This is a genomic window from Pantoea sp. (assembly GCF_032114055.1).
In the GTDB taxonomy this organism is placed as follows: Bacteria; Pseudomonadota; Gammaproteobacteria; order Enterobacterales; family Enterobacteriaceae; genus Pantoea.
The window spans coordinates 49,832-67,088 of record NZ_DAMCTB010000013.1 but is presented as its reverse complement, the minus strand read 5'-3'; the positions used below and the strand labels follow the sequence as shown (position 1 = coordinate 67,088).

Here is a 17,257-nt window from a genome sequence, read left to right as displayed (position 1 = left end):
CCTGTTCAGAACCAGGTTTCCATCTGTACGCCGAAGTTCCATTCGCCACCGGCATCGAAGCCTTTGCTGCCGAAGGCGTCGTCACTGGCATAGTTATCGAGCCGGTGATCCCAGTCCATCCAGGTGGCAAAGAGACGGATTTCCGGGCGTTTAAGGAAGTCACCCACATCCCCCGCTTTCAGAGTCGGGGCAACGGTAAGTTTGGTAAAGCTGCCGCTGACCGCGTTACGGTTGTTGTAACCCGCCGGGCGCAGATCCATGTACTGATAGGAGCCCTCATACTGCATCTCAAAGTTCTGGGTGATCTCCTGAATCAGGCGCAGGTTAGCTGTCGCCCAGTCATAACTGTCGCCTTTGACATACCGATCGTCACTGCGCTGTGCCAGCAGCGCAGGCGCAATGTGCCAGCCACCGCCCAACGGCGTGATGCCATAACTCGCCAGACGCCAGGTGTTTGCCTCCGGCAGCAACGCCCCATCGGAGCCAATGGATTTGACTTCCGCACCCAGTCCATGACCATAAAGCAGCGCGGTTTTTGAGGTGCCTTCTGTCAGCCCGTAAAAGCTGTCGTTGTGCAGTCCCAGCAGGGCATGAACGCCGGTTTCTGCCGCATCGCTTTTCACTTTCAGTCCATCAATGTCGCGACGATCGTCGTTATCTTTCGCCCGCATTCCGCTGACCATCAGCTGCACTGGCCCGACGAAGTTATTCAGCGACAGAATGTAGTTCTGTGCGGTGTTTTCATTATTTTCGATATCGCCAAAGGTCCGGCCATACAGCGAAATGTTACTGCGCGCCTGATCGCTCCATTTCATGTCGTAGATACCTGCGCCAGTTCCCGCCAGAAACACCACGTCGGAGTCGATCCAGTGGATATCAAAGTTATCCCGGTCAAAGCGCTTACCCGCCCAGACCGTGGCGTTATCGAATGCGCCGCTGAAGGTGGGAAGCTGTCCGAGTTCGACAAACGCCTGACGCAGATTGAGATCGCTGCTGGCAGCGGTCCAGTCATTGTAGGTGCGCTGCCCGTCCGCCAGCATCGCTTTGAAACGGGTCGTCGCCCCATTATCCAGCGTCTGTTTATGCTCCAGGTTAAGTTCAACATAGGTGTCCGGTTCGTTACCCAGACGCCCGACGTGACCGCCGGTTTCACCGGCTGGGGTGACGGTCGGCCCGCCCTGCGTCCGGGCGGCTGAGCTGTTCATCAGCAGGCCGGAGCGGGCATACCCATGAAATTCGAAGCCGCCATTATCTGCAGGCTGCGGTTTCGTCTCCGGTGTCGTGGCGTTATTTGCGACCTGAGCGGCAGCCGCCTGATTCTGCTGCTGAACCGCCGCCAGGTGCTGAGCCTGCTTTTCAGCATTCTCTGCACGGATTTCTGCGGCACTTGCCCGCTGCTCGGCTGCCTGAAGTCGCTGCTCCATCGCTGCCAGACGTGCTTCAATGCTGCTCATGCTGGGATCGGCCCAGACAGGGGTGGAAAGGAAAAGCGTAGAGAGGGTCACTGCCAGCGTGCTTTTTTTCATTTTTATGTCCCTGAGAAGAGAGGCTATCATCACCGGATTTTGCTAAACCGGTTTAGGCGCAAATCATAGCCATGGGTAATTTCCCTGCGCAATGAAAAAAGCTAAACCGGTTTAGTGATTGTGAGACAGCTCGCAAAACAGGCGAAATAAAGGATCGTCAGCCAGCGAGATCGTCCAGCTGGTGGCGCCAGGGAAGCGCCGTCATCGCGCCTTTCGCCGTGGTCGCCAGTGCACCACAGCGTTGTGCGCAGGCAAGAGAGAGGGCTAACTGCGATTCATCGGCAGGCAGGCCGCATTGCGCCAGCTTCCAGAGCAGTCCCGCCACAAACGCATCGCCTGCACCTGTCGTGTCGATGCTGTTCACAGGCGAGGTAGCGTAATGCTTGATCTGGCCCTGGAAACAGGCGATGACCCCCTCCCTGCCCCGGGTGACCAGCAGCAATTCAATACTGAACTGCGCTGCCAGTTGTGGCATGCTGACGGACGGCGCCTGATCCGGACAGAGAAACTCGATCTCCTCATCCGAAAGTTTCACTACGTCAGCAAGGCTCAGCGCCTGATTCACCACTGCATGCAACTGTGCTGTATCGGGCCAGAGATCCTGCCGCAGGTTTACATCAAAGCTGACGTGCCCCCCGGCAGCCCGGATCTGCTGCATCGCTGTCAGTGTCGTGGTGCGTGAGGGTTCCGCGGCAAGGGCAATCGAACAGCAGTGCAGCCACTCGCCGGAACGGAAAGCAGGCAAATCCGCGGCGGCCAGAAACAGATCGGCACTGGGCCGCACCATAAAGGTAAAGGAGCGTTCCCCCTGATCATCCAGTCCGACCACAACCGTTGAAGTGCGGTGTTCCGGATCGGCTACCATATACCGGGTATCGACCTGCTCATCTCTGAGCGTCTGCCGCATGAACTCACCAAAGGGATCAGCCCCTACTCTGCCAATGAAACCACTGTTTCCCTGAAGGCGGGCGATACCCACAGCCACATTGGCGGGCGCACCACCCGGACACTGCATCAGTCGATCTGGCGCTTCGGGCAGCAAATCCACCACGGCGTCCCCGAGGCACCATACGCGAACAGACATAAAATACTCCTCTGATTGAATTGGAAAGCTAAACCGATTTAGCTATAACGCCAAATCGGGGCAACTTCAAGTTAAACCCGCCTGAACTGGAGAACACTTAACAGAGATTAAGCAGAAACCTGTTCTGAACAGGCCAGTGCGGTATAACTGACAACCTTTTTCGGCACAAAAAAACCGGCACAGGGCCGGTTCTGTTATTCACGAGGAGATACAGGTTATTTAAGGGTGGAGAGTATCTGTCTGATTGAATTATCAATCTGCTCGGCAATATCTTTTGGCAGACGACTGAATTCGTATTGTATCGTACGCTTCTCGTCATTAACTTTACGACGCGCATAGGCGTTTGCCGTGCTGAACGTGGCCAGTTTTTCCGTCACCGTTTTGCTGGCGGGCGCCGGTTTCTTTAACTGACGGCGGGCACTCCTGAACCCGTTCAGGATGACGCTTTTTTTCTCATCCATGCTGGCACTTTGCAGCGCCGCATCTTCATCCAGTCTGTGTCGGATCTCACCGGCCAGCTCACTGACATCTACAGCCTCCGCTTTCGCCTCTTCCCAGACATCAAGCAGCAACTGATAGTCCTGCAAGGTCAGCTCAGAAACGACCGGAAAAAGCTCGATAAAGGCGGCGGGAACCGAAGCCGCCTGGAAGGCGCGGGAAACTTTAGCATTGGAGATCCCCTCTGCTTTGGCGATCTCGGTTTTGCTCATGCCATTCTCGTTCATCAGCTTAAAGCGCAGCCCCAGTTCACGCAGGTTATGCTCTTTCGCCGTCTGAATATCTGCGGCGAGCTGACGCGCGTCACTGAGACTCAGATCATCCGCTGTCACCAGCACTTCCAGACTCGCGCCGGCAAGCAGACAGGCAGCGCGGCGACGCGAACCGTCCATGATCTCAATCTGGTTTCCGTTTACGCGACCAATGGCCGGGAAAAACTGCTGCAGCGTAATGGTGCGGGTGATCTCCTGAAGCGACTCGGGGGTCAGCGTACTCTGGTCGCGCCCGTTAACACCGGGGTCAACGCAAGTCCGGGTTGCAATATCATCATGCGGGATCAGCTGGCGAACAAAGGTGGCTTTTGCCCCTGACTTCAGCGTAAAGGTGCGTGACTGGCTGCTACTGTCTATCATGCTGGCGATAGCAGAATCCCCGAACTTTCGGCCGATACGCTGTATAGGTTTGCTCACAGAGTACTCCTGATATATTCGATTCGATCAAAAACAGCCCTGGAGAACTGCTCGGCTTCATGTTTGGCTTTGCGCAGCGCGTCGGCACTACCCGGATAAGAGGCCGGGTTAGCACTGATGACGGTGTCAAAAGATTCGCCGCATCGCTCAAATCCATCCAGACGCGGTAAACCGCAGTCCAGCATGGATTTGGTAAAGACCTCACGAGCATAACTCTGGGAAGTCAGGTGATCGTGCTTGGAAGTCATCTTGGACATAAAGCCGATGTTTGCCTTGAGGCGTGGCTCAACACCTTCGGATTCGATTCGCTCCAGCATCTCCGGCAGGCGAGTCAGATACTTCATGGTGGAATGGAAATCGACCTGCGCGGGCGGTGTTGGTGTCAGCAGGACGTCACTGGCCGCAATCGCATTCAGCATAAAGGAATCGAGGTGAGGACCGGTGTCCAGGAAGATGAAGTCATAGTCACCTGCCAGACGGTCGATCACATTACGGCGTAATACCTCTGAAGGTGCCACCCCAGGCAGATGTTCGGCCACCAGCTCTTCCCAGTCGCTGGCAACAAAACCGTCGTCGATTGAGGCCGGGATAACGTCCACGCCGGGCATCACAGTCGGCTTAATAAACTGTTCACGCAGCTGATCGGCATCCAGGTCGTTAAGCATCGCCTGCGCGGCGGTTTCGAGTACGGAACCGACGCTGTTGGTGTGGCTCAGGAACATGGTGCTTGAAGCCTGAGGATCGAGGTCGATAACCAGAATGCGCAGATCGTTGTGCAGCATAGAAGGGTGCGCGCGCATGCCATGCGCAAGAGTGACAGTACTCACTGTTTTAGACACACCGCCCTTAAGGCTGACAACAAACACGACAAAGGGGCCATCATGACGGTCGCGATATTTAGGGACTTTGCGATGCTGATAGATGTCGACCACGTTCTGAATGGTCAGCGCATACTGTGATGTGCTGCCGGTCTGTTTCTTACCGAACTGATAGCCTGCAGCTTCCATATCGCTGATCGCGGCAACCACAGCATGCTTACTCAGCAGGGGCATATTAGCGACTGCGTTACGGGAAAAGGTCTGATAAAAGCCGGTCTGGTTAAACTCCTGACGCTGCTGTTCAATATGATCGCTGAGTCCATGCAACATTGAGTTGGCACGGGTTGCCATCTCCAGCACTCCACCATAATCGCGCTTCATAAGCCCCTCTTTATTAATGTTTTTGGCATACTACACAAAAAGCAGCGACCTGCCAATTTTTTAGAAAAAAGCTAAAAACCTGGATTTTTTATCACAGAGTGATGCCGGGAGTGTGAAGCGTAGGCGGGGGGCAGGGTGGGTGCGTCTTGCAGATTTTTATAACCTGAACGAAAAACAGTGCTGAGAGATGACTATTGAAATGGCGCGACGGGTTTTACGCAGAAAGGCATTATGGTTGTGATGGCTGAGTTCCCGGTCAACATTATGCAGGCCTTTTTGATGGTGTTTTCAGCATGAAAATTTGATAAAAATATAATTAAATCATGGCTTTGTGCTGTAAATTGGCTGGTGAAAATTTTGCTTGAGCCTGTTGTGTTACAGATGTCAGGTGGGATGTTATGTTAACGTGGATATGACATCTCAACCTTATCTGCCTCTGCCATTTTAGAAGATGCTGGACTATATAGTGGCAGCAGACATGCCCGATATACTTTACAGATGTACCATGATGAGTCTGTTCAGATAATTTATAATGAAGCTCCTGACTTATATAGACTGTTATCGCAATCCACTCTCGCTCTATGTCGCAGTAAAGCTTAGCTGCTCAGGACGTACAGCACTGTATCTTTAACGGGCAATCATGGTGTCACTCAGCAAAACCCGTGTTTACGATGGTAATGCCCGTAAAAAACCATTAACTGATTTGAGGCAGGCCATTTGCACAGCACTTCCTGGCCCGTGACAGAGTTTCAGCTCAGCTTCAGTATCCTGCCGGTACTCAGTTCAAAGGTTTGATGAAAGTGGTATTCAGATTGATGATCGTACTTTCAGCGCAAGGACTGTTTCTTTGGTGGCCTGACAGGGGCGTCAGCAATTTTTCATGGATACTGTGTTTGATACTTACATCCCTTTTTCTTTCGTAATGATTTTCTGATCGCGCGATGCCCGTCTGTGCTCTAGGCTGTAAATTGCTGCTTATGCTCAGATGAATTGCCATGATTAATCCTGCTGTTGTTAATTCTGAATGATAAACAGCCATTGCTGAGTTAGTTTTTCGAAACGCTGTTACAGCCTGCATCCGCATAAATTCTGGTTGTCATACTATCTTCTGCTCTTCTGTAGCAGTTAAAGCCCCCCTTCTTTTGCATTTCTGATTTTTTGTTCGTTAACCTTGACGAATAAAGCTAACAGAAACTTTTACGAATGGTGTTTTCATCATGAAAATAAATTAATTTTTTATTAAAAATCAATAATTTAATATATATGTCTTTACGGTGAAAACTGGTTAAAGAGCACAGTTTAGGTTTAGGTTTAGCGTACTGAGGCTTTTTCTGTTTAGCGAAGATGCTGCAGCAGATGTCTGATACTCCCATCCTTATTCTCCGCTTTAGCCTGTTATCAAAACTATCCGTTGCTGTCTTATCAGACTGATTTCTGCAGGCCCTGTGAGATGGGCTGCACCTGTAGCGCAGACAAAGCGTCTCATTTTTTCCCCGTTATCCACAGGCCAGATCCAATCGTTCGATCCTTAATAGATCAAATTGAGATCCTAAACAGATCCCCATACCGTTCCAGGCCTTGCCACACAACGCCTGAGAGGGGATCTGTAACCACTATAGCGAGAGAAATAACCACTGTAGCGAGCATGACAACCACTATAGCGAGTAAAGCAACCGCGCTGGCGAGTGACTGATAACCACTGTAGCGAGTAAATTCCCTTTCAGTGTGTGAATAAGTTTCTGTCAGCTATTACTGAGGTACTTTTAGTCGACAAGGTGAGGGGAACGCATACAGACAGAAACAGGCGGGTCAGAAAGTAGCGCAATTTTCAGTCAGTGCTGTCGGGTTATCCACTGAATCGATCCAATAACAGATCCTCATAAGATCCCTGAAAGTTCCAAAGAGATCCCGCCATGCTGCCAGGCGCTGGTACACGTGCTTTCGACCCGTATGGCTAACCACTATAGTGAGTAAAACATCCACTGTAGCGAGGCAATTAACCACTATGGCAAGTAGATTAACCGCTATAGTGAGTGATAGTATCCACTGTATCGAGTAGCGGCGGCTTTTGCCTGTTCACATCACGGATCTTCCCCCATGCCAAGAAAAGAACCAGATATCCTGAACATAGCGGACGCGTTTAGCGAAACTGATAAACGCACTGGTGAAGTTGTTACGCTGACTCCCAACAGTAATAACACCGTGCAGCCGGTAGCGCTGATGCGACTCGGCCTGTTTGTTCCCACGCTTAAATCCACCGCACGCAGTCAGAAAAACCAGATGAATGCTATGGATGTGACCCAGGATCTTAAACAGTTATCCCTTGTCAGGTCAGAAGGCTATGACAACATCAAAATTCTGGGGGCGCGCCTGGATATGGATAACGATTTCAAAACCTGGGTGGGGATCATTCGGGCCTTTGCCACACATGAGTGTCTGGGAGACACGGTAACGCTCTCATTTGTTGAGTTTGCCAAACTCTGCGGCATACCTTCTGCAAGGCTCTCCTCGAAGCTCAGAAGCCGTCTGGATGCTTCGCTGACGCGTATTGCTTCCAATACCCTCACTTTTACCAGCAAAGGTGGCGAAAACTACACTACGCACCTGGTGCAGTCGGCTAAATACAGCATCAAGAAGGATACGGTCACGTTGCAGGCCGATCCTAAGATCTTTGAACTCTATCAGTTCGACAGAAAGGTCCTGCTGCAGCTGAAAGCCATCAATGAGCTGGCACGCAAAGAGTCTGCTCAGGCGCTTTACACCTTTATCGAAAGTCTGCCGCCAAAGCCAGCCCCGATATCGATGGCCCGCCTGCGCGCCCGGCTTAACCTGACATCGCGCGTGATCACCCAGAATGCCACCGTCAGAAAGGCTATGGAGCAGTTAAAAGAGATTGGCTATCTTGATTATACCGAAACGCGTCGCGGCTCCTCTGTCTACTTCTGGATCCACTATCGTCATCCAAAGCTGCGTCCCGCCGAACTGCCGCTCAGTAAGTCAGGTCTTATCGATGATGAGATGGATGAATTTGACGATCTGGATATTGATCCCGACGTCGTTGACACCAGCCTGCCGGGACCGCTACTTCAAGAGGAGAGCAGTGAGCTGGTTATGGTTTCACGCGAAGAAAAAGAGTTACTGAATAAGATCCGAAGACAAAAAAAGCAGTGATGCATGAGGCGGATATGCAGGCGTTTTCCCGGTTTTCAGCGCCATTTTTGCTCTTTTTTTACCCGCGAAAACGTTTAGCGAATCCGGCTCACTTCAGCAACCACTATAGCGAGTAATTTTACTCTCTACAGTGGTTATCCGTGAAAAGTAACCTTCCGGACTAACTGTGTTCATCCGGGAGTCCTGTATAGCATCGTGGCAGGGATAAATGATATCTACTCGCTACAGTGGTTACTCCTTACCACCATCAGAGAGATGGTCCAAAAAGCTTCTATTGTTTACTCGCTACAGTGGTTATTTTTTTGTTGCCCAGGTTAATGCAAGGCTCAGAAGTGATCATTCTACCTGTGTCCAGTCGTATTTACTCGCTATAGTGGTTTTCTCTCTTATCGGAACCACTTAACCTGTGGTTGCAGCTTGGTTGTCACCTTCGGGCCACTCGCTATAGCGGTTATTTGATCAATTTTTTCTCAATTGTCTGTTTAATACATCCATTTTTATGCTGGCAAAGCACACATTCTCGCTACAGTGGTTATCAGATGAGAACAAAAAAAGGAGGGTTTACTCGCTATAGTGGTTGTCACCCTTTGCGCGCTATGATTCTGTCAACAATCAAAGCTATCAAGTAAGTGCTTACTGTCACTCTAAGCCTTTATCAAGCCTGTCTTTCCCGGCCTGACTCCCTTTCCCGGACATTACCTTTACTCGCTACAGTGGTTAGCAGACAGTAGCCTGACGTCAGACTGAATAATTCGGATATGAGTACAGGCTCTGCTTAGCGCCGTTCAATCAACTGATTCCTGAACAGGGTGGGCGGTTACGCTTTTACTGCATCTGTTCTCTGTCTTCTCGCTATAGTGGTTATCCCAGAGGTCAGTTGAGCTGATAGCTGAGCGATCAGTCTGTCAGATCCGGTGCAAAGCCCTGCCGACAAGCGCTGCTCTTTGTTCAGCGCTGGCTCTGCTAAAAACGAACGGCGCGGAAGCGTACTCGCTATAGTGGATATCCGGCGCATTATGCTACGTGTCGCCACGAATCAACTTGCAGAAACGCGTTTCGCTTACTGACAGGATTACTCGCTATAGTGGATATTAACAAAATTGCTGGTGGCAGTGGGCAGAGGTCCACAAAAACTTCGCGCGGGCATCGCGCAGGGAAGAATCAACAAGAGGAGGGCGACAGTACTGAGCAGGGGAGGCGTAATGCAGCCTGTCGTTACGTCGGCAAAAAAAAGCGGCACTCAGAGGTGCCGCATTATCGTGATGTGCAAGCGAGATTTACATGGCTTCCCGGTATTCCGGCCAGGCGACAGACTGCGCTTCATAGCGACCGGCAGCCGCAAACAGCGTGCCCTGGAAGTTAATAACTCCTGCCGCTTCCAGCCACATCCACTCTTCAGGCTGCACGATCCCCGCCGCGATGACGGTGATCTCAAGCGCTGAACAGCATTTGATGATCGCCTGCACCACCGCCTGTTTGGGGCCGCTGCGGTGAACGTCGCGTGTGATACCGGCATCAATACGGATGCGGTCAGGCTGAATATGGGTGAGCAGAGATAATCCGGCTGAGCCATCACCAAAGTTGTCGATTGACAGACTGATACCTACGGCTTTCAGTGCGCGCACGGCTTCAGAGAAGGCCTCCAGTTGCGAAATCACAGCTGTTTCACTTACGCCGATCACAACCTGCTCAGGCACCAGTCCTGCCTGCTGAATCGCGGTCAGGATCTGTCCGACAGCATCGGGCACGATAACCAGCGTCATCGGCAGCAGGCTGACATAAAGTGTCATGCCGTCCGGGCAGACCTTACCGGCGTGAGTAAATGTCTGCTTGAGCGTTTCCAGGTCTTCGATATAGAGCGCATCGTCGGAAGCCTCATCAGACGCCGCTGGCCGGACCAGGGTCGCTTCAATCGCGGTAACCCGACGCGCCAGTGGATCAACAACCGGGCGGAAGCTGACGCCTTCTGTCTCCGGACACGACGCGGGCGCCTCATTGTGTTCGGAAACAAATTCCCAGTAACCTGGCGGAAGAACTTCATAATAGTTCTCTTTCTCGCGGGATTCGACGAATGTCCGCAGGAATTGAAGTGCCCGATCATCATAGGTCAGCTGGTATTTTGACGTTCCCTTATCCAGCACCGCCTGCAGCAGTGACGAGCGATCGTGCTCACGCAGGTCGAACAGTGACATGCCTGCATTACCGAAGCGGCGATAGGGCGCATAGTCACGCATCAGTTCCACAACATTATGATGCCGGCGGTCAGCACAGATTCGTTCATAGACAGCAAGGATGCCTGTTTCCGGGCCCTCAAGCAGCTGGAAAAAGTGCGTACCGTTGAAAAGCAGAATGCCAGTCACGTCGTGAGCCGTATTGATTTTACTGGCGTTATCGACCATTTCTGGCAGGGTCCTGACAGGAAAATCATCTGAAATATGGCTGCGGTAAATTATGGTAGTTAACACGGGCAGCTCCTGTTCAAATGGTTGTTGCGCACACGCTAACATTGTTCAAAAAATGTTGCACCTCTCTTTACTCACTCCCGCACTGCCTGCACCGCGCAGGGCGTCAGTTAGTGAAACAGCAGACAGGAAAGGAAGGTGTCTCAGGACGTCCGCAGAGCGATTAACCACGCCCCGGAAATTAAAGGCGGCGGGTCTTATGAATAACAGTCACCACGTAACTTCCAGTGAAGCCACTGGTCCAGAGTGTATTCATCTAAGGGTTTTGAATAGAAGAAACCCTGCGCCTGATCGCAGCCATATTCCGTCAGTGAGGCCACCGTATCCGTACACTCAACACCCTCAGCCACCACGGTATAGTCCAGCTCTTTGAGCATGGCGATGATGCTACGGGCAATGATACGTGAAGCCGTATCGGAGGAAAGCTCGCTGATCAGGGAGCGATCCAGCTTAATCACATCCAGCGGCATGCGGCGCAGATAGCTGATATTGCTGTAGCCAGAACCAAAATCATCAAGTGAAATCGTAAAGCCTCGCTCTCTGAGCATCTCCAGCCCGCGCAGGGCCGTCGGACTTTCCAGAATACGTTCTGTCTCCAGGCACTCTATGCCCAGCAGAGAGGTCGGCAGCTTAGCTTTCAGCATCTTATTTTCCAGCTCGGCGGCAAATCCCTCGCGTGCAAAATCCTTGACGCTGACGTTAATCGTCAGTGGCAGCTGAATGCAATGGTTTCGCAAACGACTGAGGCGTTCGATGGCCTGATCGATAATCCATACGGTCAATACAGAAAGCAGATCTGTCTGCTCAGCCAGCGGGATAAATGCCCCGGGAGAGAGTTCACCCCTGGAGGGATGCTTCCAGCGGATCAGCGCCTCCAGTCCGACCGGTTTCCCCTTCAGCAGACATATTTTCGGCTGATAGACCAAATAAAGTCCGCTATTCTCACGCAGCGCGGTTTTAAGATCGGTCATCAGCATGAAATCTGCTGATTGCTGCGTTTCTGCCTCTTCATTAAAGCGCTGTGAAGGCAGTCCCCGGCCTGCTGCCTCGTTTAGCGCCATGCCCGCGCGGCGTAGTATTTCCGACGCTGGCAGGCTGCCAGCGACAAAGCCCGCTTCCCCGGTATGCGGCGTCAGGGCGACAGAGAGCCCTTCATCGATGTCTGCGCTGATCCCTTCCAGGCGACCAGCAACCCAGGCTGCGCTTAGCCGGCTATCCGCCCGGGTAAGGATGGCAAACCGGCCCGTGGCCACGGTATAGATCATCTCTCCTACCGCAGGCCGCAGGCGCAGCGGCAGCAGGGTTGCCATATCTTTCAGCAGGCTCTCGACCCGACTCATGCCCATGGTGCGGGCCATCTCATAAGCTCTTGATAAATCGATGCAATCGATTAGAACAAGGCGGCGTGGCGCAGTATCTCCGGCAACGGCCAGATACTGCAAATCGCGGATCAGGCGCTGCCGGTTAGGCAATGCAGTTACCGGATCGGTAAAGCCTGCCGAATGCCAGGCCTCCAGAAAAGACATCACCAGGGTTGAAAGCAGCTTCAGTGTGGTGACCTTATCATCAGCGAAGGCATGCGGTTCAGTATCGGTAGCACAGAGTGTGCCAAGAATGATGCCGTCGCGAGTCTTCAGGGGTACACCTGCATAAAAGCGGATAAAGGGCGCACCGGTAATCAGGGGATGGGTAACAAAACGCGCATCGTGATAGGTATCCGGGACAATTACCGCGCTATCGCTGTCAACCACATGACGGCAGAGTGAATCCGCGCGCGTTGAGCGCTGCAGTTCAAAATGGTGAGACGCGCGGATGGTCTGAAACTCATCATCCAGTACCGAGATAAAACTGCCCGGGATCCCCAGAGCCTGGCTGGCCAGCCGGACAAATTTGCGCAGCACGTCATCGCGACTCTCATCCGGGTCGCGCAGCGCCTGCAGGGCACGGCTTCGGCGCGCATTGTCGCCGTCTAAATGGTTGAGCATGTGTGTAAAACTCCCGCGCCGGCTGGTGACGGAGCGAAAAAGAAAGCTGTCCGGAGCAAAATTTCATTCGGGCGGCAGGAAATAAAGCTTATATTTTATTTTCATCCGAATGATATGTGACTATGCGGCAGGTGTCTCTTATTATTTTCTTTAACGCATAAAAAGAGTATTTACGATTCGAAAATTTAATTAAAGAAGGGAGCCATGACGCGCCGTCGCTGATTTTATATTTTCAGATTGAGCGTTCAGCATCCTGAATATTTATTTTCTGCCCTGGGAACATGTAACATCCGGACAGATTAATAGTGTTATTAACCCGATTTTAACCGTCATAATCTGATGAAGTCAGAACGCAGAACGCTGACAGCATTGTCCGGTAAAGGTAACCTGTTAAAATGTCAGGAAAAAGCCGGGAAAGGACAGAGGCGCGTAAAAAATTTCTGTCAGCGTAAACCCGGCTGAAAGCGGTTAGTCCACTGTAAGGCTGCCATTAATATAGCGTTTCAGTCAGCGGACAGTTTAGCGTTTCATACCATTCACAGGCTGGGCCGGACGACGAGGCGGCGGATTCTGCTCCAGCCACGCACGTACCTGTTCAATCTGCGGCCCGCTTTCACGGATTGCACGCGTCAGCCTCTCCTGTGTCGTTCCCAGCTCCTGTGTCCAGTAGGTGATTTGCCACTGTTCACGAATGTCGACCTGCGATAAATCGTCGGGCGAGCGACGCTGGATAGCGTGTTTCATTTATTTTTCTCCTCCGGTTGCAATGATTCGCCTGAAAAATGGCTTCAGGCGAAACGCTTATCCTGATGAAGAAAGAGGCAGTGAGGTAGCGGATTAATCCCTGAATAGCTTCCAGGGCGAATAACAGGATAATTCCTGGTCGGGTGGTAACGTACTCAAAAAATTAGGGAAGTCCTCTTTATGCCAAAATATACCGCTTCGCTTGTGTCAGGATAATGTATAAATAGCGGACCTGAAATTTGACAATTATTTAAAATAGTTAATTATTCACAGGTCTTTTCTCTGCCCGCTTTCCGATCGCTTTGCTTTACGTGATGATGCTGCTGTGATCGCTGGCGGTTCCACCCTATTGAAGGAGCGTTGTTTGGTTAATCGTCCCCCCCAACCCCCTGTGGTTGTTCAGAGTAATGTACGTGAACTTCGCCTGGCTGCCGGATTGTCTCAGCAGAGTGCGGCTGAGCGCTTCGACCTCAGTCTGCGCGTCTGGCAAACCAAAGAGGCTGCAGGTAATCCGGCTTTATTAAGTCAGGGTGAATATGAGTTGTTGCTATTGCTGGCCGGGCGTCATCCGCATTACATTCTGACGCCGCAGAATAAAAAGTAGGGCTGCGTAAAAGCCTGAAATTCGCACTCAGGATCATGACTGCTGGCTGAGGGTCAAAAAAGTGCGTTTTATCGACTTGAAAGCTGACAGCGCGTCCCTATTTAAGATGATGACCGGGATATATTAACCGGTCGGATGAACTTTTGGATGAACCTGTTCAGGAGATTATCATTATGTCACTTCAACCCTTCTCAGCACTCCCTTCGCTGGCGGACGCTGTATTTTCAGACCGCTTCAGCCGTATCGATAAATTATTCAGTCAGCTCACTGGCGACAGTCCGGTCACCGCTGCTCCCGCTTACGATTTGCAGCGGTTTGAGCCCCATCGTTATGCTCTGACCATCAGCGTACCGGGCTGGAAAGAGCAGGAGCTGGAGATTGAGCTCCGCGGCGGACGGCTTTCCGTATCGGGACACAGAGAAAAAGAAAGTCAGGAGACATCCGGCGATTCCCATCAGGAGGAGCAGAGCTGGCTCCATCGCGGCATCGCCCGACACGATTTCCAGCTAAGCTTTTCGATTCCCGAGCACATGAAAGTAACCGGTGCCACGCTGGCGGAAGGCTTACTGAACATCGACCTGTATCAGGAGATTCCGGAGAGTGAAAAACCGCGTCGCATACCGATTGTGACCGACGGTTCGCGTACGCTTGAACATCAGTAATCCTGTCCGGGCGGAAACGGCTGGGGCCTTTTCGCCCGTTTACCTGGAAAAGGAAGAGGGAAACCGCGGTCAGGCGCTGGCAGACTCAGCCTTAACCAGCGTTCGCAAAGTGGTGTCGGTGCCGGTAAGCATGATCGGTTCACCCGCCTCAAGACTGGCGTGAAAGGCCGCTTTCATGGAGGCGCAGATACCATCGCCACACCACATCAGATGGTGCTCAAAACGTTGCTGAGCCACGGCGGGAACGCCGGACGCTTCCGCAGCCACTTCCACCCGGAATCCCTGTCCGTTCAGCCGGATCGCCTCCATCCAGATTTCAGTTTCATCTGTAACGCTGACCGCCTCAAGAAACAGCCGAACCGTGCTGCGTTGTCGGGCAGCCTGTGCCAGCCGTTCCCACTGCCTGAGTACCGCCTGATGAAAGCGCATCTGACGCTGATTTGCGCCTTCGCTGAGATCACTGCGCAGCCAGAGATTGAGCGGCCGCAGATAGCGGTTAACATAATCATCGCCACAGTAGTCTATGCTCATCATCTGCAGTTCACGTTCGATATCGGCGTCCGGATGAGAGTCCAGCAGCTGCAACATTTCTTCTTCGCGGCAGGCCCAGCCTCCAGGCAGCGCCACACCAGGCCAGTTAAGCGCCGCATGAATATCAAAAAGTGTATGGCCGCCTGACGTCATTTCGCGTACGCAGAGCGCGCGCGTAAGCTGCTGATCGGAGTATCCAGTTGATCCCGGCGGCGTTATCAGCCCGGCTCTGTGCCAGCGGCGCAGAGTTTCCGGCAGAACACCGACGAGACCACAAACTGTGTCGGTAGAGTGATGGGGCATAGTGAATATCCGTAAAACTTAACAATCCCCTGTTCAGGGAAGATGAGCGGATTATGCGCGTCGGGATTAAATAAAGAAACCATCATTTCCAAATTATTTTGTCACAGAACAGGGGTCAGGGCGGGACGTCAGGCAGACAGAAGCAGAGGCGGGCAGGACAGATGCCGGGCACACAAATGCCCGGCGCAGGAAACGCATTACCACTGGTATTTGTTAGAATCTTCCCAGTCTTTCACTTCTTTTTCAGCACGATCTTTCTCGTAACCGTAGCGTTCCTGAATTTTGCCGACCAGCTGGTCACGCTTCCCTTCAACAGAGGTCATGTCGTCATCCGTGAGATCGCCCCATTTTTCCTTCACCTTACCTTTGAACTGCTTCCAGTTACCGCCAATGCGATCTTCGTTCATGGTGATTCTCCTGATTACGGTTTTAGTCCAGAGACCTGATGAATATCTGTATTGCCTGACGGCTGTCAGATAGATCAAGCATGGCACAGCCTTTGCTTTTTGCAGCGAAGCGGTGTGAGCGGCATCAAACTCTGAGTAAAAGAGCGACGGAGACAGGGTTTCTCTGCCTGTATTATGCAGATCGACGTGCTGGCCAGCATACCTGAGGCAGACTATTCAGGGCTGGACGGGCAAACAGAAAGCCCTGGTAATAGCGAACGCCAGCTCTTTCCAGCCAGAGCCATTCTTCGATTTTTTCAACGCCTTCCGCAATCACGGTAATTTCCAGAGCCTGACAGCATTTCAGAATCGCCAGTACAATGGCCTGACGCGGGCCGCTGCGATGAATGTCGGTGATGAGCTTACGATCGATCTTTACTTTGTCAGGCTGAAAGTCGGCCAGCAGAGATAAACCGGCAAAACCCGCGCCAAAATCGTCAAGTGCCAGGCTAATCCCGGCGGCTTTAAGTTGTCTGACTGCCAGATGAAACGCGTCAAAGCGAGAAATGATCTCATCTTCCGTCACCTCAACCACGATCTGCTCTGGCCGCAGGCCATGTTGCCTGATCTGAGCAATCAGATGCCCGACGGCATCCTCACTCATCACCAGTGTCATTGGCAGCAGATTAATGGAGAGTGTCTGCTCCCGCAGTCCCAGATGCTGCGCCAGCTGAAAAGCGTAGGTCTTGGCATCGAGATCAGCCTGATAACGCTCGTCTTCGGGCAGCTGTGCAAAATAGTCTGCGGGTGACGCACCGCGCTGACCGCGGATTAACGCTTCCCAGGAAATAATCTGGCGATTTGCGACATCTACGATGGGCTGTAACGCAAATTCGCAGTGCTGGCCTGCCGCCGGTTGAAAGGCTGGGTGGGCCGGGATGAGTGAGGGTGTGGTCAGCGTCCATTCGCTGGCAGGATCGATTTTAACAAACGTCTCTTTGTCCCGCCCCTCAATGAAGGATCGCAGGAACTTCACGACTCTGTCATCTCTGATCCGCTCTTCATTCAGGGTAACCTGTTTTAGCAGGGCATCCATCACAACATGTTGCGGATAATCACCTAAGTTGAACAGAGCCATGCCGGCATTGCCAAAACGGCGTGCAGGGGCGTAGTCCCGCAACAGTTCAATCAGGTTGAAGTGACGGTTATCCGTGCTGATGCGCTGGTAAACCCGTTGAACATTATCGACGCTGCCTTCCAGTACCTGAAAGAAATGCTGACCGTCGCAGAGCAGAATCCCGGTGACATCCGCTTTCGCATTTTTAACACGGGCGCACTCCACCAGCGCCTTTAACTGCTCTGGCGAAACGGAACCCGCAAGCTGGCTACGGTAGATCAGGGTGGAGAGCATAA

The 17,257-nt window shown here is 52.2% G+C and carries 13 protein-coding genes and 1 pseudogene; 3 read left to right on the top strand and 11 right to left on the bottom strand.

Translation table 11 applies throughout. The features are described from left to right. Window positions 1–5 precede the first annotated feature (5 nt). The 4 genes from RT657_RS17655 to RT657_RS17640 all read right to left on the bottom strand — a co-directional run bounded on the left by RT657_RS17655 (window position 6) and on the right by RT657_RS17640 (window position 4,996). On the bottom strand, window positions 6–1,526 hold the full coding sequence (locus RT657_RS17655) for a carbohydrate porin (RefSeq protein WP_313656008.1): 1,521 nt from the start codon (window positions 1,524–1,526) through the stop codon (window positions 6–8). A 157-nt stretch (window positions 1,527–1,683) separates the two neighbouring features. Then, entirely contained in the window at window positions 1,684–2,610 is a 927-nt protein-coding gene (locus RT657_RS17650) for an aminoimidazole riboside kinase (protein ID WP_313656007.1), read from the bottom strand. Between the two features lie 215 nt (window positions 2,611–2,825). Then, complete coding sequence (locus RT657_RS17645) at window positions 2,826–3,797, bottom strand: ParB/RepB/Spo0J family partition protein (protein ID WP_313656006.1); 972 nt, start codon at window positions 3,795–3,797, stop codon at window positions 2,826–2,828. Then, entirely contained in the window at window positions 3,794–4,996 is a 1,203-nt protein-coding gene (locus RT657_RS17640; RefSeq protein WP_111138342.1) for an AAA family ATPase, read from the bottom strand. The genes RT657_RS17645 and RT657_RS17640 overlap by 4 nt, the downstream gene beginning before the upstream one ends. A 2,097-nt stretch (window positions 4,997–7,093) precedes the next feature. Between RT657_RS17640 and RT657_RS17635 the strand changes: the two genes are divergently transcribed. Next, complete coding sequence (locus tag RT657_RS17635; protein WP_313656005.1) at window positions 7,094–8,167, top strand: RepB family plasmid replication initiator protein; 1,074 nt, start codon at window positions 7,094–7,096, stop codon at window positions 8,165–8,167. A 1,277-nt stretch (window positions 8,168–9,444) separates the two neighbouring features. Here RT657_RS17635 and RT657_RS17630 read toward each other — a convergent pair. From RT657_RS17630 to RT657_RS17620, 3 genes are all read right to left on the bottom strand, one after another. Continuing rightward, window positions 9,445–10,632 carry a diguanylate phosphodiesterase gene (locus tag RT657_RS17630; RefSeq protein WP_313656004.1) on the bottom strand — a complete coding sequence of 396 codons (1,188 nt, stop codon included), beginning with the start codon at window positions 10,630–10,632 and terminating at the stop codon, window positions 9,445–9,447. 194 nt (window positions 10,633–10,826) lie between these two features. Next, complete coding sequence (locus tag RT657_RS17625) at window positions 10,827–12,614, bottom strand: EAL domain-containing protein (protein ID WP_313656003.1); 1,788 nt, start codon at window positions 12,612–12,614, stop codon at window positions 10,827–10,829. A gap of 519 nt (window positions 12,615–13,133) precedes the next feature. Beyond that, window positions 13,134–13,358: a DUF3606 domain-containing protein gene (locus tag RT657_RS17620; protein WP_313656002.1), complete on the bottom strand. Its 225-nt coding sequence runs from the start codon at window positions 13,356–13,358 to the stop codon at window positions 13,134–13,136. 364 nt (window positions 13,359–13,722) lie between these two features. Between RT657_RS17620 and RT657_RS17615 the strand changes: the two genes are divergently transcribed. Both RT657_RS17615 and RT657_RS17610 read left to right on the top strand, forming a co-directional pair. Next, a complete protein-coding gene (locus tag RT657_RS17615) occupies window positions 13,723–13,962 on the top strand; it encodes a transcriptional regulator (RefSeq protein ID WP_313656001.1) in 240 nt (79 codons plus the stop codon). 173 nt (window positions 13,963–14,135) lie between these two features. Beyond that, window positions 14,136–14,624, top strand: a complete 489-nt coding sequence (locus tag RT657_RS17610; protein ID WP_313656000.1) for an Hsp20 family protein — start codon at window positions 14,136–14,138, stop codon at window positions 14,622–14,624. A 69-nt stretch (window positions 14,625–14,693) separates the two neighbouring features. Here RT657_RS17610 and RT657_RS17605 read toward each other — a convergent pair whose 3' ends face one another. The 4 genes and pseudogenes from RT657_RS17605 to RT657_RS17590 all read right to left on the bottom strand — a co-directional run bounded on the left by RT657_RS17605 (window position 14,694) and on the right by RT657_RS17590 (window position 17,255). Further along, on the bottom strand, window positions 14,694–15,212 hold the full coding sequence (locus RT657_RS17605) for a MerR family transcriptional regulator (RefSeq protein ID WP_313656062.1): 519 nt from the start codon (window positions 15,210–15,212) through the stop codon (window positions 14,694–14,696). 63 nt (window positions 15,213–15,275) lie between these two features. Then, window positions 15,276–15,458 (bottom strand): annotated as a pseudogene (locus RT657_RS17600) (MerR family transcriptional regulator); the annotation flags it as partial. A 197-nt stretch (window positions 15,459–15,655) separates the two neighbouring features. Beyond that, a complete protein-coding gene (locus tag RT657_RS17595) occupies window positions 15,656–15,865 on the bottom strand; it encodes a CsbD family protein (RefSeq protein ID WP_313655999.1) in 210 nt (69 codons plus the stop codon). 172 nt (window positions 15,866–16,037) lie between these two features. Further along, window positions 16,038–17,255, bottom strand: a complete 1,218-nt coding sequence (locus RT657_RS17590; protein ID WP_313655998.1) for a diguanylate phosphodiesterase — start codon at window positions 17,253–17,255, stop codon at window positions 16,038–16,040. Between the last annotated feature and the right edge of the window lie 2 nt (window positions 17,256–17,257).

Coding starts and splice junctions, on each gene's coding strand:
- RT657_RS17655 (WP_313656008.1), bottom strand. CDS start 1,526: ATGAAAAAAAGCACGCTGGCAGTGACCCTCTCTACGCTTTTCCTTTCC.
- RT657_RS17650 (WP_313656007.1), bottom strand. CDS start 2,610: ATGTCTGTTCGCGTATGGTGCCTCGGGGACGCCGTGGTGGATTTGCTG.
- RT657_RS17640 (WP_111138342.1), bottom strand. CDS start 4,996: ATGAAGCGCGATTATGGTGGAGTGCTGGAGATGGCAACCCGTGCCAAC.
- RT657_RS17635 (WP_313656005.1), top strand. CDS start 7,094: ATGCCAAGAAAAGAACCAGATATCCTGAACATAGCGGACGCGTTTAGC.
- RT657_RS17625 (WP_313656003.1), bottom strand. CDS start 12,614: ATGCTCAACCATTTAGACGGCGACAATGCGCGCCGAAGCCGTGCCCTG.
- RT657_RS17620 (WP_313656002.1), bottom strand. CDS start 13,358: ATGAAACACGCTATCCAGCGTCGCTCGCCCGACGATTTATCGCAGGTC.
- RT657_RS17610 (WP_313656000.1), top strand. CDS start 14,136: ATGTCACTTCAACCCTTCTCAGCACTCCCTTCGCTGGCGGACGCTGTA.
- RT657_RS17605 (WP_313656062.1), bottom strand. CDS start 15,212: ATGTTGCAGCTGCTGGACTCTCATCCGGACGCCGATATCGAACGTGAA.
- RT657_RS17595 (WP_313655999.1), bottom strand. CDS start 15,865: ATGAACGAAGATCGCATTGGCGGTAACTGGAAGCAGTTCAAAGGTAAG.
- RT657_RS17590 (WP_313655998.1), bottom strand. CDS start 17,255: ATGCTCTCCACCCTGATCTACCGTAGCCAGCTTGCGGGTTCCGTTTCG.